Source organism: Thermosynechococcus sp. HN-54, from assembly GCF_023650955.1.
Classification (GTDB): domain Bacteria; phylum Cyanobacteriota; class Cyanobacteriia; order Thermosynechococcales; family Thermosynechococcaceae; genus Thermosynechococcus.
Window position 1 is genome coordinate 432754 of the sequence record NZ_CP098039.1, and the last position, 22836, is coordinate 455589.

The window sequence follows — 22836 nt, forward strand, 5'->3', positions numbered from 1 at the left end:
ATCAAGTGTTCAATAGGGCAATGATCTCATGGCTAATGACCCGCAGTTGGTTTTGCAGATCTTCGCTGGGCAGATTGTTGCCACTAAAAACCCCCTGACCAATACTACTGAACCGCCACTGCTCACTCATATAGCTAAACCCCACGATGTCTAGACCAATGGCACGGCGTTGGGGAGAGTCTGGATCGCCATAGAGGCGGATTTGCAGGAGCAAACTGCGGGCTTGCCAGCGGCGACTCCAGCCGGGTAGGTGAAAGCCAATGTCAATCGAATCGGGATCCACCAAGTTACGGGTGTGGGGGTCATCCGCCCAAGGATGCAGGTCTGCCCGCAGATCCGGATTGCACTGCCTAAAGAGGTGGACGATCGCCCCCAATTTGCTGGCCATTTGCACCGTCACTGCCTGCTCTGCTGCATTCACCGTCATTCTCTCCGCAACACCTTTGTTCCCAAGGTTAGCGAGGGGAAACGGCTTGATCAACTCTAGGGGTTGGCAGCGGTGCCAAAGGACGCTCAAGGCGGGGTTGTCCCACGGAGTAACTTAGGGCATAGCTTTGCACCAAGAGCCAAAACCAAAGTTGCGGTGCTAAGGGTTCTAGCCATGGTTGACAACGGCGTACTAAAGCGGGTAGCCAAAAGCCAAAGAGGGCATGGTACAGGGCATCCAAGCTAAAACTCAGGTAGCTTTGCAGCCAGCGTAGCAGATCCCCAAGCCCGACCATTTCGTAGATCCACCAGAGAAGGCCGGGGTTTTGCCAAGCGGCTCGCAGTGCCATACGGTTAAAGGGCAACCAGCCAGCGCGGTCTTTGATAAAGCGATCGGCCAATTCGGGGGATTCCTGTCCGAGGATGCCAAAAAAGGTGTTTAACATGGCATTGACCCGCTCGGGGGGGAGGGGGCGATCGCTGGGCACCATCATTCCCCGCGAAAAGAGCCATGTCACGGCTGTATTGCTCTGATAAGCGCGAATTTGGTTGAGGAATTGTTTTTGCACAAGGTCGTGACGCAATGCCGTATCTAGCAAATCCGTGAGTCGCGGTAGGTTGCGCACCAAAGACCCAAACCCCGTAAACACCAAAGGAGATTGGAGGGATGCGGCATCACCAATGGCCAAAACGCGATCAAATGCCACCGCGCGATCGCCCGAATGGTGGCTAAAGTAACCGGGGATGTAACCAAAGGTGGGTTTGACCCAAGTGAGTTGATCGAGATCGCAGCGGCGGTACTCTGGCAAGATGGTAAAAAAGTCCTCATACAGTTCCAACAGCGATCCGGGAAACTCGCGCTGGATGTGATGGTAGTGAAAAAGATAAATGGTGCGCTCTTCCCCTGCTCCCGGAAACAGTTCCCAAATCAGTTGGCGTCCCCGCGAAATATCACCGTGGCTAAAGAGGACATCCCCATAATTGCCATCCCAAACTTCTGGGGCAATGCCCTTGACGATCGCCCCCACCGTGGGACAAACACTATCATAGGCACGACCGCCGTTCAGCTGACGGGCAATAGGGGAAGCAGTGCCCATCGCATCAATGAGGACACGGGCGATCGCCTGCCGTTGTTCTTGGGTCTGACGGTGCTGCGTTTGGAGAACCACGCCATTGGGATGAATCGTCGCTGTCTCAAATTCCGTCCAATCCCAAATCTCACCGCCCGCTTGGCGCAGTTTCTCACCACACAGATGCAGAAATTTTGCCGAATCAAGGGCAATGTTGAGAACGGTGGGAGTGTGCAGTACGGGTGCCCGACAATGGGCAGGGCTAGTGGCATCAAAGAACTTGTTAAAGCCATCGCGGTACTCGCGGGCAATCAGGCTCTCAAATTCCGCTGCCGTAAACAACCCCAGATCAATGACGCTCTGAAATTCCATGCGAGAGATATTCCACTCCCGATTCATGCGGCCAAAGGGTAGTCGCTCGATGACCAGAACGCGATAGCCTAACCGCGCCATCACTGCTGCATGGATCACCCCCAAGGCACCGCCCACATAGACCAAATCATAGGTAGGCGCCTCACAGAGGGTCGTTGCCCTGTGCAAAACAGGCACTGGGGAGGTGGGCTGTTGTACCCCTTGGCGCCAGCGTTGCTCCCACCAATAGACGCGCTCTAGATCCGCTTCTCCTTGGGGCATGCGTTGGAAGTATTTCACCGTTAGGGGATAGCGATCGACCAAGGCCTCAAAAATTGTCTTATCAGCAGGCCAAGGAGGAAGCACCTCAGGTTTGAGGGGAAAGGCCAAACGCAGCTCCCGCTGAAGGTGTTGGACACAGGCACGCTCTTGGGGGAAAGGCCGCTCTCCCCAGCGCATCACCTTGAGGTACGTGGTTCGCTGCAAGCTCCATAGGAAAATGGCCAGTTCTGTTGCGGTCTCAGGAACCTGCCAACAACCCCCAGTTGGTTTTGGCGCAATAGTGCCAATGCGCGGCTCAAAGCTGTGGTGCAGCCAGTGAATTACCGCTGCGGTATTGGGGGTGGGTACCTCAAGGTATAACAGTTCTTGCATTTTGTTTCAAAAGTCCGCTACGGCACTTGACAACGGCACGATTTGGCGTAAACTGCACTGTACTAAACAGTTTAAGAGAGTTTACGATTTCTCAGAATTGCCCTGTTGCCCTATGCATTATCCCATTCCTCGGAGTCTCGAAGAAATGACTGCCCTAAGCCAGCAACCTGTCAATGGCGATCTGGTAGCGGCAGCGATCGCTGGCGTGATTACGATTTGCCGTGCCCAAGGCTATAGTCTGGCGGAGGTTCAGGAATGGGTGCTCGCTGAGGATGATCTGCTGGATCAAAAAACGCGCCAATGGCTGAGTGAGGCGGTGGAAATGGCTTGGTCAAGCGTGGAAGCAGGGGCAGTGACGACTGGCCGTGAGGGCGATCGCTAGGGCATCGGCAGCGTCATCGGGCTTGGGCAGCGTGCTGAGATTGAGTTCCCGTTGCACCGCCTGTTGAACGTCTATTTTTGCGGCATTGCCATAGCCAGTGAGGGCTTGCTTCACTTGGGGAGGAGTGAATTCCATTAGCTGACAGTGCAGTTGACTCAGGACTAAAAGAATCACGCCCCGGGCTTGAGCAACCACAATCGTATGGCTCATTTTGTAGAAAAAGAGTCGCTCCAAAGCCACTAAATCCGGTTGGAGGGCAGGAATGAGCATGTGCAGATCGGTGTAGAGACTCTGGAGGCGATCGCCCATGGGGAGATTGGCAGGGGTGGTAATGACGCCAAAATCCCCCACTTGGCAAGTGTTGTTCTGTACTTCAATACAGCCATAGCCAAGGGTGGCTAAGCCGGGGTCTAGGCCAAGGATACGCACTCGCCCTAATTGGCAATGCCGGTAAAAAGATCCAACAGAGGCTTCGCCATCCAGTTCAACCCCACCTTCAGTTGATGTTCAAAAGTGGGCATGCGGTAGAGGTAGGCCAGTCGCCGTGCCAAGTAGGCCAGAGGGCCATCGAGGGTCAGTCCCAACCCTGCCAAGGCGGCGCGATCGGTACCGAGGGTGAGCATTTCACCGAGATGGGAGTAGCGACAGGGGAGTAGCGGGCGATCCCTCAGACTGGCCCAAAGATTCCAAGCGGTATAATCCGCCTGTTGAAAGGCCGCCTGCGCCGTATGGGGAATGGGGTCTCCCTGTTCATCCACTGCATCGGCAGCATCCCCAAGGGCAAAAATCTCTGGGTGATCAACCACTTGCAATGTTGGCGTGACTTGGAGGCGGCCTGTGGGCGTTTTCGGTAAATCAAGGGCAGCAATCACCGGCGAAACTGCCGTACCCACCGTCCACAGAACAATATCAACGGGCAGCTCATCCACGCGGTCTTTATATTGCAGTGCAATCTGATCGACAGTGACAGCAACCGGGGTGGTCTCCAAATCAATCCAAACACCCCGCTCTTCAAGGGCACGCAGAGCCGCCTTGCGATTAAATTCCGGGGAAGACTTGAGAATCTCCGTATTGCGATCCACCAGACGAATGCGACCTCGGCTGCCCAGTCGCTCTGCTAGCTTACAGGCCAATTCCACGCCACTCGGCCCCGCACCGACCACCACCACCCGGATGCGATCGCGATCGGAGCGCTCCTGCCGTTGCAGTGCTTCTTCAAGACGGTAGGCATCACTCAGGGTTCGGAAGGTCAAGGCATACGCTGCAACACCGGGAATACTGTTTTTAGGGGTTTCTCCCCCCAAGGCAAGAACCAGTTTGTCGTAGGTGAGCGAGGCGCCCTCGCTCAAGTGCACTGTTTTTTCCTTGAGATCCACAGCGCTCACAGTTCCCTGATGGAAGACCCCTGGAGTATCCTTGAGCAACTCCACAAAAGGCGGGGCAATTTCCCATGCCTGTAGCTCTCCAGTAATGAGTTCATAGAGTAAAGGCGTAAAGACAAAGCGATCGCTATGATCCACAAGGGTGATCTCTGGAGGTGAAGACCAAGGGAATTGGGCAAGGCGGAGGGCAGTGTAAAGGCCGCCGAACCCACCACCGAGAATGCAAATTTGGCTTTTCACCGCTGATTCCGTCATGATGCTATCCCTCTCAGTATAACTTGGGCATCTGTGAGGTCAGTAAGTTGGGGTACGGCTAGGGTCTCGTGGATGACTGGCTCTGGTAGCAAGGGGCGATCGCGCCGCAACCAAATCGCTTGCAGACCGGCACCTTGGGCACCAAGGACATCATCCTCCCAACTGTCGCCAATGTGCCAGACCTGAGAGGTCGCATAGGAAGCCACTGCCCGCTCAAAGATCAGCCGATCCGGTTTCGCTGCCCCCACCTCACTGGAAATCCACACCTCCTTGAAAAACGGTGCTAACCCCAAGGCTTCGAGGACACCATACAAACGGCTATCAAAATTCGACACCACCCTCAGGGGAATATCCTGCGCTTGCCAATCCTTCAAAGCAGGCAAGACATCTTGGTAAACGAACCAAGGTTCAGCCGTGGCGTAGTAGGCAAAGACAGGGGCAAAAAACCTATCAAAATCAGCAAATTGATCCAAGACACCTGCACGGCGAAATGTCTCTGCCGCAACCCCTTGCCACCACCGCAATTCTGCCTCTGCCCGTTGTGCAGCCTCAAGCTCAGGGAAAGCACAGGGCGGAGCGGCCTTAAAGGCCTTAAAGAAGGCCACATCCAACGCGGCTGGATCAACCTGAACCCCCGTCGCGGCCGCAAAGCGACCATAAACCGTGCCCACCGATTCCCGTAAACCAAAGAGAGTGCCGACGGCATCGAGGGTAATGAGTTGGGGTGGATCAAGCGGGAGCATCGGAACTGGCATCCACAGCGGGTGGGGGAGAGGCCTGCTGGGCACGGCGCTTGCGCTCTTGCTCTACGAGTTCTTTCATGAGACTGCGAGCTTGATTAATTTTGTCGAGGTTACTGCGGTAGAGTTCAAGGTCGCGCTTGACTTTTTCGATGGGGAGCTTGATGACCGGAGCCAGTTGATCTAAGGTGTCATTGAGATTAGTCGTGAGATCCCCTGCCAACTCCTCCAGCAAAGCATACAGTCCTACGGCATGGAGGCGGCTATATTTGCCCTCATGGTTGAGGCTGTTGAGGGGGGCGCTGGGGTGGTCGCTGTTGAGTTCGTCAAGGATTTGACTGAGAGGACGGCCTTGATATTGTTGCCAACTGGCAGCATCGTCCTTCAGCTGTTGCGGGTTCATTTCCTCAGCCACACAGAAGGCATGGAAAATACTGGCGCGATCGCTCTCTAGCTGATAACCGTCCATAAATTGGTTAAAGGCGGTAACGACCCCAAGGGCAAACAGGGGAGAGTAGCGAAAATCTACATTAACGCGCAGTAGGTGAACTTCAACAAGGAGTTCTTCAATAAAGCGGCGGTAGATCGAGTGAATCGGTCGCGTGTGGGCCGCATAAAAAGCGCGTTTGGTATCAGAGACAGTTCGAGGATTTTGCACAAGCTCTGCCGATATTCGTTAAAAAATGTCATGATTCTTTACTATTATCCCCCATTGTGCTCCCCCAATCAAACATGCCGCCTGAGCTTGCCTTAGCCATTGGCCAATTCAACAGTGGTGAATTCTATGCTTGCCATGACACCCTCGAAGCCCTCTGGATGGAGGCCAGTGAACCTGAGCGCACGTTCTACCAAGGACTCCTGCAAATTGCCGTGGCTTGCTATCACCTCAGTCGGGGTAACCAGCGAGGGGCGATGTTGCTTTTGGGAGAAGGACGGCGGCGTCTTGAACAGTCTGATCCTGACTTTTACGGTTTAGACTTAGCAGCCTTCTTGACGGCAGTTGCTGAGTTACAGGCGCAGCTTCAGACCCCTCTTGAATCGCCGCCGAAAATCCCATTGCAGATTCTCAAACCATAGATCCCATAGATCAAGCCTAAACCCCTGCCGTGGCGCGGCGGTACTCAAAACTCCAGATCATCCTCCTCAGGCAGCGGCACGTCAGGACTGTCTTCCCCATCTGGTAAACGAATCAGGACACCGTTAAAGAACCGCGCGAGTTTTTCTGCGGACTCACGCACTGGATCAGCAGTAGTGGTCAGCAGGGATGAGGGGGGGGCAGGGGGGGGCTGTGGCGGCGGTGGCGCTTCCCGTGGCCGCAAGGGAATCACAACAGCGGATGGAGACGGTTCCTTCGCCTTTGGGGCAGGAGAGGTTTTTGAGGGCAAGGGCGCAATCTCAAAGATGACTTTGACGCGTCGGCCGAGCACTTGGGAAAAGGCAGCTTCAATTTTGGCTTGGTTATTTTTTGTCAAGTTGAGCAGGGTTTGGTTAACAATACCGATGTGCACCTCGCGATCGCTAATTTGTCGCAGGTGACCGTGTTGGGACAGCAGTGCATAGGTACTCATTTGTATCTGCTGCAAGGCCTGTAGTGCCTGTTGCCACACCTCCTCGCGATGATCGGCTGGCGACTCAGAGGATGGCTCTGGTTGAAGCGTTGGCGAAACAGTGTTTTTAATTGGAGCGGGTTTAACTGGCGATTCAGAGTCCTTGGGAGGTGGTTCTGAGGGCTTGACGGGCGCAGCAACGGCTTTAGGTTCAGTCCGAGGGGGTGCGGCGATTGTAAGTTGTGGACGCCTGGTGGGCGTTACTGGCGTTGCAGGGGCTTGCAGAACGGTCTGCGGTATCAGCCCCAAAATGCTAATTTCCAGCCAGAGACGGGGTTGATTGCTCTGTTTGATTTGGCCTTCGCAAGTGCGCAGATGTTGTTGGGCGTGCAGAATCTCCTCAACTGACCAAGCCTCAGCAAGGGCAATCAGTGCCTGCCACGTTTCCGCGGTCAGGGCAACCAAGTCCTGTCGTTCAGGAACGGTTTTTGCCAAGAGCAAATCGCGATAAAGACTGGCTAGATTTTGCAGAATCGTCAGTGGATCGCGACCCCGTTCCAGTAATTGGCGGGTGTGCTCAAGAACGGCCACCACATCGCGACGGGCGATCGCCCCCAATAATTGCCGCAGATCCTGCTCTGGCACGGCTCCTGCCAGTTGCCATACGTGTTCTACCGTGATGCGTTCAGGATATAAACTCAACTGATCCAAGAGGCTTTCGGCATCCCGCAGTCCTCCTTGGGACAATTGCGCCACCAGTGTCAAGGCCTCAGGCTCAATGTCAATTTGCTCCTTGTCGGCAATGTGCTGAAGGTGGGCAACCATCTCCCCTAGGGGAATACGGCGAAAATCAAAGCGCTGACAGCGGGAAATAATCGTTGGCAAGACTCGCTGTGGATCCGTGGTGGCAAGGACAAAGACGACATGGTGCGGCGGCTCCTCTAGGGTTTTAAGGAGGGCATTGAAGGCTGACACACTGAGCATGTGGCAGTTATGCACCAATAGCCCATTGGCAACAAAGTTGTGGTTATCTTCCACCTCAATGTCGTAAACTGGCTCAGCCCCAGCGGGGGTCACAGCTATGACCGTCTCCAAACTTGTATTCCATTGCAGGGATGGCAAACTGTCGGATGTCTGCCAAGAAGCTGCGGGCAGCGTCTGCTCCCAAGGCAATGTAGTTGTACTGCTTGTTAGTACGTACTCTTGTGTAGGATCGGACTTTTGCAGTGTATCCCAGATTGGTAAGCCACTCAGCGATGAGGTAGTTCTCGTCCTCGGAGTAGCCTTCAGTGTGAAACTGGATTTGGGGGCTGCCCTGTGGGCTAAGGCTGAGCAAACCGTCGTCCAAGTACCACCAAGCCAGTCCTGCCAAGGTGATTTGAGAGAGCCAAGCCATCGAGACAGTCTTTTGTCCAGCCTTGCCTTTAACACAGGCGAAAACGGTGACAAGATCTGGATAGCAGACAGTTCGGCAACAGATTGAGCGATCGCTGTATCCAGAATTTGCGGTTGTGCAGATTTTGGGTCGCAAGTCAGCCAATTTTGAAGCCTTGTACTCCATCCACAGCTGCTGCTGCTCCCCGTGAGTCCAAGCGAGTCGAGGGAAGCGGCTGTGTTTATTAGGGTAAGTAATGAATCCATCCCCCAGAAGCGTGCCGTAAATACATCCGAGAATATCAGGCTTAAGAGGGTTGAACTGGTTGCAGAAGTGTTTAGTGCGGATGTCCCAAAGCCCATGCCCTTTTTTATAGGGATGCCTGCTCCAGTAGCTTTGAATACTTTTGAGTCCTTTTCCGTTTTGCTGAAGAAAGTCTGGAATAGCCAGTTTTTCACCACAGCCACATTTGCAAATTGGCCGCAAAGGCTCAGTGTGTTCGAGGATGGATTCCAAGTTGTAGGACTTTTGCCCGTAGGTATTGCCCCTAAATTGGTGTCCTCGAATGAAGCGACGCGGTCGTCGGTCGGAACTGACACTGTCAACAAGGGTGCCGCATCCACAGGCGCAGGGGACAAGATTTGGCTTCCTACTGTGATGTCCCTTGCGGCTATCCATCCCCGATTCGTCCTAATTGGGTGATTTTCAGTACACCTGATCCTACGATGGGTCGTCTGAATTTCCAAGACATCGCGGGTGCCTTGGTCAAGCCAGCGGACAATTCGCTTGAACTCCCATCGGCCACTTTGCTCGTTATAGCTGAGCACCTGCTTGCCCCTAATCGCTGGATCATCAATCCTCATCAGTCCATTTTGGGTCAGCACGAGGGAATCACCCGTGAGGCATTCGTCAATCACATAAACTTTGTAGCGACACTGCACGGGGGCAAATTGCGCCTTCTCAATTAGTTCGCGAATGTTGTCCACCCCCGTGTGGCTGGCAGCATCAATTTCAATCACATCTAAACTGGTGCCATTGGCCACCTGCTGACAAACTTCGCACTGGCCACAGGGATCAGGGGTAGGCTTAGGGCTACTGAGGCAGTTCAAGGATTTGGCCAAGATGCGAGCACTAGAGGTCTTACCTGTGCCGCGGGGGCCAGAAAAGAGATAAGCCGGGGCAATGCGCTCCTTGAGGAGGGCTTGGGTGAGGGTGGTGGCGATCGCCCCTTGACCCACTAGATCCGCAAAGCGTTGGGGACGGTATTTGTGATGCAGGGGTTCGTAGGTCACTGCTAGGCTGCAATTGATCTGCCAAAGGAATTTTGTGCTTGGCTCACTGTACAAAGCGCATACCACCTGCCAACGCGAGAATAGGGGCGTGCAGGTTAAGAGGGTTCAATCCGCGCATGTTATTCTAGCAGGCCAACGATGATCCTTCCTGTCCCCTGATGGAATCGCTACTAGGCTCTAGAACCAGCCTTTTTTGGCAGCGATGTAGGTATTGTAAAACTCCTGATCGCTCTTGGTGAGGTAGATAATTCCTTCGATCAAGCCAATAATGCCCATGACAGGGGCGACCAAACCGCAGGTCAAAAGGCTGACCAGTAGCATGATCAAGCCTTCCGTATTGTAGCCGAGAACAAATTTGTGGATGCCGAGGGCACCCAAGAGAATACCACAAATGCCGGCTGCAATTTTTTTCCCTGAAATATCGGAATTCGAGGTCATCGTCCCTTCCCCAATGGTTATTTTTGATACAGCGCGATCGCACCCGCCTCGCCTCTATCCTTCAGGGTTTGGCAGGGACTGTCAAGGGGCAGGTAGGCAGTTTGCTGATTGACGTAGAGATATCCAGTTCTAAGCAGCGGCAACCCAATCGGCAAGGGGTTCCCAGCGCACATAGCGATCGCCCCCCACTTCCACCACCACTTTGAACTTCGGTAGGGTCTGGGTTAACTGTGCCAAGTAGGCAAATTCTTGCCTTGAGAGACGCTTACCATCAATCAGCCAGAGCACCAGTCCCTTGGCATTGGGGGGCAGGTTTTCCAAGTGGTAGGTCACTAAGGGGGGCTGGAAATAAACGCGAATGTCTTCTTTGCCTGTATGAGCCGGACGAATCCCGTGCTCTTGGGTCAAGTAGGCTGCTAAATCCCCTAAGCCCGGTGCGCTCATATGCAAGGTGGTATAGCCCTTGGAACGCAGTCGCCGTTGATAGCGACCCTCAAAACCGCCCTCCGGGGGAACAAAAAGTGCCAATGCCCCCGCAGATTCTAAATCTTTGACAAATTGATAGCCAGCCAGCAGACCCATAGATCTTTTCTCACAGGTTTTAGCATTCCATTCAGCACTTTACCATGGTCATTCCTACTGCGGGTATGCCTAAGTTAATAGCAGTGCAAATAACCCACATAAGGCAATACCATCAAAGACACCCGCACCACCAATACTCAGCACTCCCGCCGACATCCGCTCAATTTCCCGTAGATGGAGTAAATCTGCGCCAATCAGGGTTCCCAGCACACCTCCAGCAAAGGCAATGGGTGCCGCCGCCACGCCCCCGGAAATCAAAATGGCTGTCATTGCTGCTGTCAGGGGCGCGACCAAGGCATTCATTTGAATACCAATCCCCGGTACCACCTGAGCAGAGTAGTAACTGACAACGGCCACAATCGCCGTCACCAAGAGAATTGCCAAGGGACTGACGCGGGTAAATTGATAGAGCGCCAGCACCGTCGGGATCAAGCCGCCCCCCACATTCAACGCCACAATGGTTTTTTGCTGAATTTTGCGCAGGGGAATTCCCCAAAACCGACTGAGCCAGAGTTCTTCAAAATCAGGGACAATCGCCACTGTTGAAACTCGTTCATAGAGGGGGATATTGATTGTACTGCCGAGAATCACCAGCAGTAGTAAGACAGAAGCGGCAGTGGGTGAAAAACCCAACTTGGCAACCGCCGCTTGCAAGGCATCGAGGGCGATCGCTAGCCAAAGAAAGGGCAGCAACAGCAGCAGCAGCACAAAAAGCAGGGCAGTAACCGGCAGATAAATCATAGGAATTGACGATCACGTTAAACTTGCGAGGATTCTTGGGGCAGTGCCGCAAGGGCTTCCTTGAGGGCTTTAGCCAAGGCGATCGCGGAAGGGTAGCGATCGGGCAACAGGGGAGCTGTGGCACGGTGTATCACGTCTTTCAAAGGATCGGGGATTTCTGGGCGATCGGATACATCGAGGCGATGAAAGCCCTCACGGTGGTGATAGAAACGAATTGGACTATCCCCCAACAGTAAAAAAGCCAACGTTGCCCCCACCGCAAACAGATCTGACTGAATGGTCGGTTGACCCATCATCTGTTCGGGGGCGCTGTAGCCCTCCACGGCAATGCGGGTGCTATCGGGGGAATGTCCCAGTTCTTTGACCGCCCCAAAGTCAATCAAAACAATTTGGTTATCCCGCGATCGCACCAGTAGGTTACTGGGTTTGAGATCCCGATGAATCACCGGTGGCTCCTGATTGTGCAGATAGTCCAAGATGCCGCAGGTTTGAATCATCCATTGCACTGCTTGGGGAATCGGCACCGTACCATTGCGCAGTACCCAGCGTTCTAGGTCAATGCCATGAATAAGTTCCATGACCAAATAGCTCTTGCCGTCCTCGACAAAAAAATCATAGAAGCGGGGAATGCCGGCATGATCTAGGAGTTGCAAAATTCGTGCTTCCCGTTCAAATAGCTCCTGGGCTTTCTCATTGTCCTCCATATCAGACTGCAGTTCCTTGAGCACCCGCACCTCCGGTATCTTGCCAGTCCATCCCCCAAGGGGTTGCGCTTCACAGGCCAAGTAGGTGGTGCCAATTCCGCCATGCCCTAAAAGGCGCAGGATGTGATAGTTGCGTACGGTGCGCTGCACATTCAGGGGTTGACCGCAGTGAATGCAAAACAGGTTGCCTGGCATGTTGCCTGCATGGGTACACTCACTGAGAGTTGGCGCACTGCGGCGAAAGGTTTGCTCATGGAATTCGAGAATCGGACCTGTAGGCCCCAGTTGAATCAAGCTGCCATTAGCGAGCCTACTTTCATCCACAAGGCGACCATCGACAAATGTCCCGATCGCCCCCAAACTTTTGAGATACCACCGACCGAGATTTTCTGGATCCCGATAACAAGATAGTTCCGCGTGATAGCGGCTAATGAGAATATCGTTGAGAATGACATCGTTATCTGCAGCACGACCAATGCGAATGGTTGTTTTAATCGGAAAACGCCATGTTTTGACCGGAGTGCGTTTCCAAGGATTCAACAGGTGCAGGATAATCACAGGTGTGCAACTGCCACAGCAAACTAATCAGAATTTAGCCTATTTTCCTACGCTTTGCCGATGTCTGCGGTGGTTTGCAATGAATCATCAACAGCTCAAGACTCCGCTGTCACTGTTCTAACTGGGCATGCCGCCTTGTTCTATCTAGATTGACCAAAAAAATTGGGATACAAGCCCCGTCCTAAGAGGGCTATAGTCTAGGGTTCCCTGCTGCTGTCAAAGCGTAGTACACTAGGAATAGTGCTGGTGTAGCTCAGTTGGTAGAGCAACTGACTTGTAATCAGTAGGTCGTCGGTTCGAGTCCGACCATCAGCTTTGATCAACTTCCATTCATTTCAGCACAAAAGGATTGTCCCTTGGGCTAAGCCTTGCTCGCAACGACAGGTCTATCATGATCAAGGAAGCGATCTTGCCACCCCTGCCATGCTCGTCTATTGCACCCGTCCCTACTGTAGTCACCCCCAGAACGATGTTCCAGAGCTAGACAACCCCAACAAACGATACAGTCGTGTGGCTGAACGATTTTGTACAGCCTGCGGAATGCCTCTGATTCTGCGGGGACGGTATGTGGCAGAGCGGGTTTTGGGGCAGGGGGGGTTTGGGGCGGCCTATCTAGCACGGGATTTGGATACCCCCGGTCGGCGGGAGTGCGTGATCAAGCAATTTCGCCCTAATGTGTCCGATCCCCAGAGTCGGCAAAAGGCTCAGGAACTCTTTGAGCGAGAAGGACAAGTCCTTGATCAACTGGGGCAGCATGCTCAAATTCCGGATTTACTGGCATTTTTTGCTGAAGAAGTTCCCAGTGCCAATGGACAAGGAGTCGAGCAGTATTTCTACTTGGTGCAGGAATATATTGACGGCGAAACCCTCGAGGATGAACTGGCTCAAAAGGGATGCTTTAGTGAGGAAGAGGTGCGGCAGGTGCTGCGGGAACTCCTACCCGTGTTGCAGTACGTCCATGACCACAGCTCGATCCACCGTGATATTAAGCTCTCGAATATTATGCGCCAGCACCCCAGCAAGACAAAGTTTCCCGGCCAAGGGCGGCTCTACCTGCTGGATTTTGGGGCTGTGAAGCAAATTTCCCAAGCAGGGGGACAGCAAGGACACTTTACAGGTATTTATACCCAATACTATGCGCCACCGGAACAAGCACGGGGGGAACGGGTCTATCCCAGTTCTGATCTCTATGCTTTGGCAGTGACCTGTATCATATTGCTGACCGGCAAAGATCCCAGTGAGCTATTTGATGCCTATAACAACCGCTGGCATTGGCATTCTTATGCCCAAGTCAGTCCAAAATTGCAAGCCATTCTGGATCGCATGCTACAACCCGCTCCTAGCGATCGCTACCAATCGGCAGCAGAGGTCTTAGCGGACTTAAATACTTCTTCTACCCCCGCCCCAGCACCGCCCCCACCGCCACAACCGGTAACACCCCCCCCCGTCTCTCCTCCCGTTGTGTCGCAAGCAATACCAGCGTCGCCTTCACCGGTGCCAGTCACGCCTCCGACAACTACGCCCCGACCTAGGGTCAGACCGCCGCGGCAACCGCCCCCACCCTTGCCCGCATTAAAAATTCTCATTGGTGCCGGCTTTACGGGCTTTGAAATGACCGCCTTGGGGCTGATGATTTTTAGTTTGATGACGGCTTGGCAGTTGCCCGTGGGTGTGAGTGCGGGGCTGATTGGCGCTCTATTTGCCTTTTTGGTGTTTTTGCAGTACAAACGCTGGATCGAACACTGGGAGCAGTTGATCATTGCGGTCATTTCAGGGGCAGTTCTCTTTTTTGTCCCCCTCTTGCAAGCAGGCCTAGGGGGTGTGACAGCGCTACTCATTTGTGGTTTAGTGGGGTTGGGTTGCGTCGTCGTGGGTAATCTCTTTTTGCTGATTTACAACATCTTGGCGCGGTTACTGTAGGAGCGGGGCAATGCAGTTGACGTGGTTGGAGAGCAATACATGGCTGTGGGAGTTGGGTCATACTAGGATTTTGGTCGATCCGTGGTTGGTTGGCTCGCTGACCTTTGGCAATACCCCTTGGCTATTTCAGGCAGAGCGATCGCGCCCCTGTGCTATGCCAACCGATGTGGATGTCATTTTGCTCTCCCAAGGGCTACCGGATCACTGTCATGAACCCAGTCTACGCACCTGCGATCGCACCCTACCGGTCATTGCCTCCCCCAGTGCCGCCAAAGTTGCCCAGAGCCTTGGCTTTGAAACGGTGATTTCCCTGACTCCCCACCAAACCCACACCTACCGCGATCTCACCATCCAAGCCACCAAGGGCGCCAGTATCGGTCCTAGTCAACAGGAAAACGGTTATCTTCTGCGTTGGGGAACGCAAAGTCTCTACTATGAACCCCATGGCTGCCATGATCCGTGGCTGCGCAGCCACGGCACGGTGGATGTCGTGATTACCCCCCTACTCGATGTCTGTTTGCCTCTGGTGGGTGCAATTCTGAAGGGGGGCAAAGCAGCGTTGGAATTGGGGCAATGGCTGCACCCCAAGGTGATGATCACCACCGCTGGCAATGGTACCCTCCACCTTCAGGGATGGCTACCGCGACTGCTCTCGGTCAAAGGCACCTTTGAGGAACTGCAAGTGTCGTTTCAGCGGCTGGGTCTGAACACTCGTTTGGTGGAACCAGTGGCCTACACTCCCCTTGTTCTTCTAGCTGAGGTCTAGGGATGCGACGCTGGCTACGGCCTTTGTTTCTCTTTTGGCAAGAAACGATCCTTCTACTTCAGGACAATCAGCGGTTTTTGCAGTTCCTCAGTCAGATTGAGGGGATTGCAACTCGGGTGCTGGCGATCGGGATGCTGCTGGTGGTCATCGTCGCCATTATTGATTTGGGGCGGATTTTAACCATAGAGCTATTCTCACCCCCTTTAGGGCAGTTTAGCCTTGAACTGGTGAAAATCTTTGGCCTCTTTCTCAACGTGCTTGTGGCTCTGGAGATTCTCGAAAATATCACCGCCTACCTGAAAACCCACGTCTCGTCGCAAATCGTTGAGCTGGTGATTGTTACGTCTCTGATTGCCATTGCCCGCAAAATTATCATTCTGGATATTGGTCAACCGGAAACGGTGGCGAAGCTCTTGGGGCTGGCGATCGCCATCTTGGCCTTGTCTGCCAGTTACTGGATTGTGCGTCGTCTAAACTACCGGCGGCGTCCCTGAGGGATAGACCTGCTCGCGGTAGGCTTGCGCCTGTTCCAGCGTTGTTTGCAGCCGCTCCCAGTCCTCCTGTTCCACTTGGCGAATCAGATCATCAAGGGTGGCACGGTAGTGGACCAGGCAGTGGCGCAACGCCGCGCGGTTATATTCCGCCATCATCCGTCCCAACTCTGGATTGCCACCCCCCACCCGGCTCGTGTCCCGAAAACCGGAGCTAGCCAACCGCTGTGCAAGCTTCCGAATCGGCTCATTGGCTTCTTGGGCATTCGCAAGAATTAGTGCTGCACTCACTAGGACAGGCAGGTGGGAAATCCAAGCAACGGCGCGATCGTGATCCGAGGGGGTGGCATAGAGTAGCTTTGCGCCGAGATCATTGACCACACCAGCCACACAGTCAATGGCCGCACTGTCAGTGTAGAGGGTTGGAGTGAGAACATAGGGGGCATTCTCAAAGAGATGGGCTTGCGCCGCTTCAATGCCAGATTCTGCGGTACCGGCCATCGGGTGACCACCGACATAGCGAGACCAGAGTTTTTCAAGGGCAGGGACAATTTCTCCCTTGACGGATGCCACGTCTGTCAGCACTGTTTCTGGACTGAGATAGGGGGTAATGTCGAGTGCCACACTGAGGATGCTGCCAATGGGAGGACAGAGAAACACCAGATCAAGGGCACGCAAAATTTCTGGCTCGGTACTGCCCCAGTCAATGGCACCCTTGGCGATCGCCCGCTCACAGGTTTCAGCCCGCCGGCTCAGCCCAACCACATAGTGCCCCTTTGCCCGCAAATCAATCCCAAGGGAACCGCCAATCAGTCCCAACCCCACGATGCCAATGCGCAGCATGCTGCCTCTAACTTGAACTCCTTTCCAATTGTGACATTGATTCTTGTTTTGAGGGACAGTCCCTGCCCATGCAGATTTGCGTTTTGGATTTACAGCTAGAGGGGATGCCTTGGATACAATCAAAAATGAATCTGTTGCACTTTAGGCCATCCATGATGAAACGCCTTGCCCATTTACTTCAGCAGACCCTCAAATTCTGCCTTGGCCTTGCCCTTGTCGGGTGCCTCAGTAGCGGTACACCAGTGTGGGCAGCAGCAGCTCACCATAGTTTTGTCGCAGCCGCCGTGGAACGAGTTGGCGATGCGGTCGTTCGTATTGATACCGAACGCACGATTGTACGCACACCGGATCCCCTTTTGAGCGATCCCTTCTTTCGCCAATTTTTCCCCGGTCTAGCCTTGCCCCCCCAAGAGGATCGGCTACGGGGTCAGGGGTCGGGGTTCATCATTGATCCCAGCGGCATTGTCATGACCAATGCCCATGTGGTGAGTCAAGCGGATACCGTGACGGTGCGCCTCAAGGATGGCCGAGTCTTCGAGGGAGAAGTGCGCGGCGTGGATGAGGTATCCGATCTAGCGATTGTCAAACTCAAAGGGGTCACCGAACCATTGCCCACTGCGCCCCTCGGTGATTCCAGTGACGTGAAAGTGGGGGACTGGGCGATCGCCGTTGGGAATCCCCTTGGCCTTGATAACACAGTAACATTGGGGATTGTCAGTACGCTGCACCGCTCCAGCGCCCAAGTGGGCATCCCCGATAAGCGCCTTGATTTTATTCAAACGGATGCTGCGATTAACCCCGGCAATTCTGGAGGACCGCTGCTCAATGAAGAGGGGGAAGTGATTGGCATTAACACTGCCATTCGTGCCGATGCCATGGGGATTGGCTTCGCCATTCCAATCAATAAGGCCAAAGCCCTGCAAGCCCGCTTGATTCGCGGTGAAAAAATTCAACACGCCTACATTGGCATTCAAATGACCACCTTCACACCGGCAATGGCCAAGGAAAACAATGCTAACCCCAACTCACCAGTGATTCTGCCAGAGGTCAGTGGCGTCCTCGTCCTGCAAGTGTTGCCCAATACGCCTGCGGCAAAAGCCGGTCTGCGCTGGGGGGATGTGATTACATCCGTGGATGGGGAACCGATTACCAGTGCGGATCAGTTGCAGGGCATTGTTGATAGTGCCGCTGTGGGGCAAGTTCTCAACCTAACGATTCAACGGGGCGATCGCAGCCAACGGATTGCGGTGCGCACAGCGGAGTTGCAGGGAGCGGCTTAGGATGCCCTTGGGGCTACTGCTGCTGTGGCTCTTTGCCCTTGCCACCCGCTTTTGGGGGCTGACCCGCTTTCCCACGCTGGTATTTGATGAGGTCTATTTTGCCCGCTTTGGCCGCAACTATCTCGCCGGTGTCCCCTTCTTTGATGCCCATCCCCCCTTGGGAAAATACCTGATTGCCCTGAGCATTTGGCTGGGGGGTGGTTTTCACCCTTGGGGCTATCGCTGGTTGAATGCCCTGATGGGATCGCTGATTCCCGTGGCGGTGGCGGTGTTGGCCTACCTCCTGACGCGGCGATCGCGCGTGGCGTTGTTGTCGGGACTCTTTGTTGCCCTCGATGGCCTCTTTTTGGTGGAGTCCCGCTATGCTCTCATCAATATCTCCCTTGTGCTTTTTGGGGTGGTGGCACAGATTCTCTGGCTCTGGGGGTTGCGCTACCAAGGCAGGGCGCGATCGCTCTGGCTGATGGCCGCAGGAGCTGCCTTTGGTGCCTGTGTGGCGGTGAAGTGGAGTGGCTTGGGATTCCTGTTGGGCGTAGGTCTGTTCTGGGTTCTCCAGCAGGGGTTACCCCTATCTGCTGAGTGGAAGACCACGTACCAGTGGTGGCAGATGTGCCTACTGTTGCCCCTTGTTGTTTTTGTGGTTTATACCCTGCTCTGGCTACCCCATCTCCAGTTTCATCCCCACCAGAGCCTACTTGACCTCCATCGCCAAATGTTTAACTTTCACCGCAGTGTTGCCAGTACTGCCCATCCCTACTGTTCACCCTGGTGGTCTTGGCCGCTGTTGCTGCGCCCCATGAGCTACTTTTTTCAGCGAGTACAAACCCTTGGTGAACCAGTTCCCGTGATTGGCCCGCCCCTGCCAATGGCAGATACGCAGTGGGTTTATGCTGTTTATGCCCTCTTTAATCCCCCCCTCCTGTGGCTTGGCACCTTGGCCACATTGGCTCTTGTACCCCTTAGATTGACCACAACCGCAGGCCGTTTTGTGCTCTTAAACTATGCTGCCAATCTCCTGCCTTGGGTACTAGTGAGTCGTTGTGTTTTTATCTATCACTACCTCCCCGCTGCCCTCTATAGCTTTATGGCCTTGGCCTTGGTCTGGGAAGCCAGCCACGATTGGGGAGCGTGGGCACGCTGGGCACGGATTGCCGTCTTAGGGGTGGTTGTTGGGGGTTTTCTTTACTGGCTCCCCCTGTATTTAGGATTACCCCTGACGCCCCAAGGCTTTTTTAGGCGGATGTGGTTGCCCTCTTGGATTTAGAGCTATCCCAAGAGCCGTTTGACGGTGGCAATGAGTTCTGCGGGATCAAAGGGTTTGGTGATGTAGGCATCTACCCCCTGCTTTTTACCCCAGTGAATATCAAACTCTTCACTTTTGGTGGTGCACATGATCACGGGCACATTTTGGGAGGCCGCTTCCCCCTTAATCCAGCGGCACAGTTCATAGCCATTCATGCGCGGCATCACCACATCGAGAATCACCAAATCAGGGCATTGAGCCTTGATCTTTTCTTGGGCTTCGACACCATCCTCGGCCTCAACAACGTCGTAACGTTGCTCTTTCATCAGTTCAACAATCATTGCCCGCAGGGTGGGGCTGTCATCAACAACCATAATTGTGGCCATAGAGGTTCTGCCTGATGCCGCAAATAATACGCTGGTAATTAGTGAACAGTTGGATATCCTATCCATCGCCTAGCTTATCATTTTCACCTGAGTCCTGAACATTGGCACCTTGGTCTTTAGGCGCGATCGCTGCGCTGGAATTCCTGAAAGAGGGCGGCCAATTCTTGACTCAAGGCTAGGGCGGTACGGGGCAAGGGTCGCTGGCGACGCCAAAAGGGCGGAAATTGTTGCCACAGGTGCAGTAGAATAGGGGTTCCCAATTCCGGGGCAAGGGTCGGCCACTGCCCAAAGACGTGGGAAGCGCGATCGCTCACGGTGACCTGACCATTGACGAGCACCATGATCCAGTCTGCCCAGCCATAGGCAAAATCAAGATCATGGGTGGCAATCATAATCGTGGTTCCCTGCTGGTGAATGTTCTCTAGGGCTTGCTCCAGTTGCTGCCGCTGCTGAGAGTCCAGATAGGTGGTGGGTTCATCGAGCAGTAATAGGGTCGGCCCTAAGGCCATTACTCCCGCCAGTGCCACTCGCCGTTTTTGCCCCAAACTGAGATGATGCAGGGGGCGATCGGCAAGATCAACTAAATCAAAGTCCTGTAGGGTTTGGTACAAGCGTGCTTCAATTTCGGCGGTGGGTAGGTCTAAGTTGCACAGCCCATAGGAAATGTCTTCCGCCACGGTGGCTGCCACCAATTGCTGTTCGGGGTCTTGAAAAGCCAAGCCAATCCGTTGCCGCCACTGCCGCAGTCGTTCTGGTTGATAGAGGAGCCGTTGCCCTTGCCAATAAATTTCACCGCGATCGCGCCGATAGAGGGCCGCCGCCAAATAAAAGAGCGTTGATTTGCCTGAGCCATTCAGTCCCAGAAGAACAACTTTCTGTCCCGCCTCGAGGGTAAACGAGCAGTCCTGAAGCACGGGGGTGGTTGTATTGGGATAGCGAAAGCCAACCTGACGAAATTCGAGGAGGGGGACAGACATCTCAGCCCATGATTGTGTTTAGCAGGAGGAGGGCACTGCCACCAATGACGATTTCGAGGCCATAGCGTTGCGAATAGGCATAGGACTGGGGACGTAATACCCGAAACTGCCCCTGAAAGCCACGACTCAGCAATGCAAGGTTGATTTGTTCATAGCGGTACAGAGACTGCCGCAGGAGTTGAGCGGCCAATAAACTGACACTAAACAACCAGCGCGATCGCCGTTGATAGCCGCCCCGTGCCCGCTGCGCCAACTGAAGCGTGAGAGCCGTCTCTAGGAGGGTGAAAATATAGCGGTACATCAGCATCAGGATATCGAGGATAAAATGGGGCATGCCCCAGCGCTCAGCCACTGCCAACAGTGCCGGAAAAGGGGTGGTCAACAGAATCAATAGTAAACAAGTGCTAGCAACAATTGTCCGCAGTCCCACCGTTAAACTTTGGTCGAATTTCTCGGCACTGATAAAGAGAGACCAGCCCATTAGGGAGATTTCACTCAGAACCGGTTGCCCTGAAGCCCTCAGTGTCTCCGTAGGAATGAGTTGCACGAGAAATCCCGGCAAACTCACGAGCCAAAAGAGGGCGACTGCGGCTAAGAGGGTGAAATAAACCCGCCACGGAATGCGGGCATAGCCGAGAATCCACAGGCTCAACCACAGCCAAAGCAAACTCTGGACAAGGGGACGAGCAAAAAAACTAAACAGCAGGCTGGCGATCGCGAAAATCAGCTTTTGCTCGGGGTGTAGATGCCGCAGACCATTGGTGTAGGTATAGGTATCGAGGTGATGGTGCATTGAGGCCTTAGGACTGTTGCGACTTTGAGGCGGCGGCTGCCTTTTGGCGATGGCGTTCGCGGTACTGCCCCAAGATAAACCCCATCGCCCCTGCCCCTAGGGCTGCTTGCAGAGCAAAGAGCAGCGACTCGACTTCCGCGCTCGGTGGTTCAAACAATGGCTCTGCCCAAGGTTCAAAGTTTGGCGCCACCTCACGAATCAAGGCTTCGGCTTGGGCGTCAGCACCTTCAAAGTCACTCTTGACAAACAGCAAAGGGAGTCCCCCCAAGAGAATCACTCCCCCCAGTAGGAGTGCCACTGTTTTTTTATTCATCGCCTTTCCCTGCGGATAACAGTTTTAAGGTTTGCAATTCTGCTGTGCAGTACGTGGTCAACCAGTTCCACACCAACACTGTGAGTAACCCTTCACTGATGGCGAGGGGAATCTGCGTCACGGCAAAGAGCGCTGCAAACTTGGCAAAAGCCGTCGCCACCCCACCCATGGGATCCGGAAAGGCCAATGCCAATTGCAAAGCAGTTACTGAGTACGTGGCCAAGTTGCTGACAAAAGCCGCACTAAAAAGAGCGATCCCTAGCTTAGTCGTCACACGAGACAATCCTCCATAGGTCAGCCAAGCCAACCACGAGCCTACAACGGCCATCGAAAAGGCATTGGCTCCCAGCGTGGTTAAGCCGCCATGGGCAAGCAGCAAGGCCTGAAAGAGCAGCACCAATGTCCCCAGCACCGCCATCAGGGGTGGCCGAAAGAGAACAGCGCCAAGGGCAATTCCCATGGGATGGGAAGAGCTACCCGTGACGGAAGGAATCTTCAACGAGGAGAGCACAAAGGCATAGGCGCCCGCCAAAGCAATCAGCAGAGTTGACGCTGGCTGGTATTTGATCTGTTGACGCAGTGCCCATAGTCCCCATGCCAAGAAAGGAAGGAAGGCAAGCCACCAGCCCACCGCCCACCCTAGGGGCAGAAAGCCCTCACTAATGTGCATTGCCAAGGCAGAGTTGGGACTTGCGACCACGAGATAGGTGGTTAGGAGGGCGATCGCCCCAAGGGAGCCATATTGCCTTGCTGGGCTGCTCTTGCTCATGAACACATTCCTCAACCTAAGTGCGCCTATTCTAGTGCGCAACGGGCGACTTGGATATGCCCAGTGGGGGCTGAAACAGATATTAGCAACGGCGATCCATTCTCAAGAATTCATTGGTGGCAAGACTGTAAGCCTGAAATTTGCATAAATCTTGATGTAGTCGGTATAACAGGATGAAGTCTAATGTCATTAAATGTCATTATTGAATCGTAGGTACTGTTGCTATGTTCCCAAGGGGGAGTTGTCATGAGTGAACTGACTGCCTTTGGTCATTCCTTGAGTAGTGGCTATGAAGTCGTGGTGATCAAGCCGCAGTCCCTCAGTGATACGACCCTGATCGTTCAAGCGCTGCGGGCTGACAAGGCAGTGATTCTCAACCTAGAGCACCTCGATGTCACCGAGGCACAGCGCATTTCTGATTTTGCCGCTGGTAGTACCTATGCCATTAATGGCCATCAGTCGCGCCTTGGGGATGGTGTCTTTCTCTTTACGCCCAATGTGATTAATATCCAAGAATCCACAGCAGCACCCACACCTGCTGGACTGGCTTAAGCCGTT

The 22836-nt window shown here is 54.0% G+C and carries 25 protein-coding genes and 1 tRNA gene; 9 read left to right on the forward strand and 17 right to left on the reverse strand.

Annotated features, from left to right (window positions below):
• Nucleotide 1 precedes the first annotated feature (1 nt).
• Nucleotides 2–427, reverse strand: coding sequence for a hypothetical protein (locus NBE99_RS02100; protein WP_305879885.1), 426 nt, complete (start codon nucleotides 425–427; stop codon nucleotides 2–4).
• A gap of 28 nt (nucleotides 428–455) precedes the next feature.
• Entirely contained in the window at nucleotides 456–2501 is a 2046-nt protein-coding gene (locus tag NBE99_RS02105; protein ID WP_250682868.1) for an NAD(P)/FAD-dependent oxidoreductase, read from the reverse strand.
• 112 nt (nucleotides 2502–2613) lie between these two features.
• Between NBE99_RS02105 and NBE99_RS02110 the strand changes: the two genes are divergently transcribed.
• A complete protein-coding gene (locus NBE99_RS02110; RefSeq protein ID WP_250682869.1) occupies nucleotides 2614–2883 on the forward strand; it encodes a hypothetical protein in 270 nt (89 codons plus the stop codon).
• On the opposite strand, the gene ruvC is transcribed toward NBE99_RS02110, so the two are convergent.
• Genes ruvC through psb29 form a run of 4 tightly spaced genes read right to left on the reverse strand, consistent with a single transcriptional unit; the run spans nucleotide 2833 to nucleotide 5918 of the window.
• Nucleotides 2833–3312 carry a crossover junction endodeoxyribonuclease RuvC gene (gene ruvC, locus NBE99_RS02115; RefSeq protein WP_250682870.1) on the reverse strand — a complete coding sequence of 160 codons (480 nt, stop codon included), beginning with the start codon at nucleotides 3310–3312 and terminating at the stop codon, nucleotides 2833–2835. The two genes, NBE99_RS02110 and ruvC, sit on opposite strands and share 51 nt — an antisense overlap.
• Before the next feature lie 5 nt (nucleotides 3313–3317).
• Nucleotides 3318–4520, reverse strand: coding sequence for an NAD(P)/FAD-dependent oxidoreductase (locus tag NBE99_RS02120; protein WP_250682871.1), 1203 nt, complete (start codon nucleotides 4518–4520; stop codon nucleotides 3318–3320).
• Nucleotides 4517–5263 (reverse strand): HAD family hydrolase, encoded by a 747-nt coding sequence (locus NBE99_RS02125; RefSeq protein WP_250682872.1) that lies wholly within the window; start codon nucleotides 5261–5263, stop codon nucleotides 4517–4519. Before NBE99_RS02125 ends, NBE99_RS02120 begins: the two co-directional genes overlap by 4 nt.
• On the reverse strand, nucleotides 5250–5918 hold the full coding sequence (psb29, locus tag NBE99_RS02130) for a photosystem II biogenesis protein Psp29 (protein ID WP_250682873.1): 669 nt from the start codon (nucleotides 5916–5918) through the stop codon (nucleotides 5250–5252). The genes NBE99_RS02125 and psb29 overlap by 14 nt, the downstream gene beginning before the upstream one ends.
• 74 nt (nucleotides 5919–5992) lie before the next feature.
• On the opposite strand from psb29, the gene NBE99_RS02135 reads away from it, so the two are divergent.
• A complete protein-coding gene (locus NBE99_RS02135; protein WP_250682874.1) occupies nucleotides 5993–6337 on the forward strand; it encodes a DUF309 domain-containing protein in 345 nt (114 codons plus the stop codon).
• A 44-nt stretch (nucleotides 6338–6381) separates the two neighbouring features.
• Here the strand turns inward: NBE99_RS02135 and dnaX are convergent, their stop codons facing one another.
• The 5 genes from dnaX to NBE99_RS02165 all read right to left on the reverse strand — a co-directional run bounded on the left by dnaX (nucleotide 6382) and on the right by NBE99_RS02165 (nucleotide 12497).
• Entirely contained in the window at nucleotides 6382–9474 is a 3093-nt protein-coding gene (gene dnaX / locus NBE99_RS02140) for a DNA polymerase III subunit gamma/tau (protein ID WP_315897279.1), read from the reverse strand.
• A gap of 177 nt (nucleotides 9475–9651) precedes the next feature.
• A complete protein-coding gene (locus NBE99_RS02150; RefSeq protein WP_250682875.1) occupies nucleotides 9652–9912 on the reverse strand; it encodes a TM2 domain-containing protein in 261 nt (86 codons plus the stop codon).
• Nucleotides 9913–10041: 129 nt separating this feature from the next.
• Nucleotides 10042–10494, reverse strand: a complete 453-nt coding sequence (ndhN, locus tag NBE99_RS02155) for a photosynthetic/respiratory NAD(P)H-quinone oxidoreductase subunit N (RefSeq protein ID WP_250682876.1) — start codon at nucleotides 10492–10494, stop codon at nucleotides 10042–10044.
• 69 nt (nucleotides 10495–10563) lie between these two features.
• Complete coding sequence (locus NBE99_RS02160; RefSeq protein WP_250682877.1) at nucleotides 10564–11235, reverse strand: DUF1614 domain-containing protein; 672 nt, start codon at nucleotides 11233–11235, stop codon at nucleotides 10564–10566.
• Between the two features lie 17 nt (nucleotides 11236–11252).
• Complete coding sequence (locus tag NBE99_RS02165; protein ID WP_250682878.1) at nucleotides 11253–12497, reverse strand: protein kinase domain-containing protein; 1245 nt, start codon at nucleotides 12495–12497, stop codon at nucleotides 11253–11255.
• Nucleotides 12498–12739: 242 nt separating this feature from the next.
• Between NBE99_RS02165 and NBE99_RS02170 the strand changes: the two genes are divergently transcribed.
• The 4 genes from NBE99_RS02170 to NBE99_RS02185 all read left to right on the forward strand — a co-directional run bounded on the left by NBE99_RS02170 (nucleotide 12740) and on the right by NBE99_RS02185 (nucleotide 15677).
• A tRNA-Thr gene (locus tag NBE99_RS02170) sits at nucleotides 12740–12812 on the forward strand.
• Nucleotides 12813–12920: 108 nt separating this feature from the next.
• Nucleotides 12921–14417 carry a protein kinase domain-containing protein gene (locus NBE99_RS02175; RefSeq protein WP_399370777.1) on the forward strand — a complete coding sequence of 499 codons (1497 nt, stop codon included), beginning with the start codon at nucleotides 12921–12923 and terminating at the stop codon, nucleotides 14415–14417.
• Nucleotides 14418–14427: 10 nt separating this feature from the next.
• A complete protein-coding gene (locus NBE99_RS02180; RefSeq protein ID WP_250682880.1) occupies nucleotides 14428–15183 on the forward strand; it encodes an MBL fold metallo-hydrolase in 756 nt (251 codons plus the stop codon).
• Nucleotides 15184–15185: 2 nt separating this feature from the next.
• The gene (locus NBE99_RS02185; protein ID WP_250682881.1) at nucleotides 15186–15677 is read left to right on the forward strand and encodes a phosphate-starvation-inducible PsiE family protein; all 492 of its coding nucleotides are present in this window, start codon (nucleotides 15186–15188) and stop codon (nucleotides 15675–15677) included.
• On the opposite strand, the gene NBE99_RS02190 is transcribed toward NBE99_RS02185, so the two are convergent.
• Nucleotides 15654–16514, reverse strand: coding sequence for a prephenate/arogenate dehydrogenase (locus NBE99_RS02190; RefSeq protein WP_315897301.1), 861 nt, complete (start codon nucleotides 16512–16514; stop codon nucleotides 15654–15656). The two genes, NBE99_RS02185 and NBE99_RS02190, sit on opposite strands and share 24 nt — an antisense overlap.
• Nucleotides 16515–16669: 155 nt before the next feature.
• On the opposite strand from NBE99_RS02190, the gene NBE99_RS02195 reads away from it, so the two are divergent.
• Together NBE99_RS02195 and NBE99_RS02200 are read left to right on the forward strand one after the other, a co-directional pair.
• The gene (locus tag NBE99_RS02195; protein ID WP_250682883.1) at nucleotides 16670–17797 is read left to right on the forward strand and encodes an HhoA/HhoB/HtrA family serine endopeptidase; all 1128 of its coding nucleotides are present in this window, start codon (nucleotides 16670–16672) and stop codon (nucleotides 17795–17797) included.
• 1 nt (nucleotide 17798) lies between these two features.
• Nucleotides 17799–19061, forward strand: coding sequence for a phospholipid carrier-dependent glycosyltransferase (locus NBE99_RS02200; RefSeq protein WP_250682884.1), 1263 nt, complete (start codon nucleotides 17799–17801; stop codon nucleotides 19059–19061).
• 2 nt (nucleotides 19062–19063) lie between these two features.
• Here NBE99_RS02200 and NBE99_RS02205 read toward each other — a convergent pair whose 3' ends face one another.
• The 5 genes from NBE99_RS02205 to NBE99_RS02225 form a co-directional block, all read right to left on the reverse strand.
• Nucleotides 19064–19426 carry a response regulator transcription factor gene (locus NBE99_RS02205; protein ID WP_250682885.1) on the reverse strand — a complete coding sequence of 121 codons (363 nt, stop codon included), beginning with the start codon at nucleotides 19424–19426 and terminating at the stop codon, nucleotides 19064–19066.
• A 116-nt stretch (nucleotides 19427–19542) separates the two neighbouring features.
• Nucleotides 19543–20403, reverse strand: a complete 861-nt coding sequence (locus NBE99_RS02210) for an energy-coupling factor ABC transporter ATP-binding protein (protein WP_250682886.1) — start codon at nucleotides 20401–20403, stop codon at nucleotides 19543–19545.
• Nucleotide 20404: 1 nt separating this feature from the next.
• Complete coding sequence (gene cbiQ / locus NBE99_RS02215) at nucleotides 20405–21196, reverse strand: cobalt ECF transporter T component CbiQ (RefSeq protein ID WP_250682887.1); 792 nt, start codon at nucleotides 21194–21196, stop codon at nucleotides 20405–20407.
• A gap of 7 nt (nucleotides 21197–21203) precedes the next feature.
• Nucleotides 21204–21509 (reverse strand): energy-coupling factor ABC transporter substrate-binding protein, encoded by a 306-nt coding sequence (locus tag NBE99_RS02220; RefSeq protein ID WP_250682888.1) that lies wholly within the window; start codon nucleotides 21507–21509, stop codon nucleotides 21204–21206.
• Complete coding sequence (locus tag NBE99_RS02225) at nucleotides 21502–22278, reverse strand: energy-coupling factor ABC transporter permease (RefSeq protein ID WP_250682889.1); 777 nt, start codon at nucleotides 22276–22278, stop codon at nucleotides 21502–21504. Before NBE99_RS02225 ends, NBE99_RS02220 begins: the two co-directional genes overlap by 8 nt.
• A 246-nt stretch (nucleotides 22279–22524) precedes the next feature.
• Between NBE99_RS02225 and NBE99_RS02230 the strand changes: the two genes are divergently transcribed.
• Complete coding sequence (locus tag NBE99_RS02230; protein ID WP_149821405.1) at nucleotides 22525–22830, forward strand: cell division protein SepF; 306 nt, start codon at nucleotides 22525–22527, stop codon at nucleotides 22828–22830.
• The last annotated feature ends 6 nt before the right edge of the window (nucleotides 22831–22836 follow it).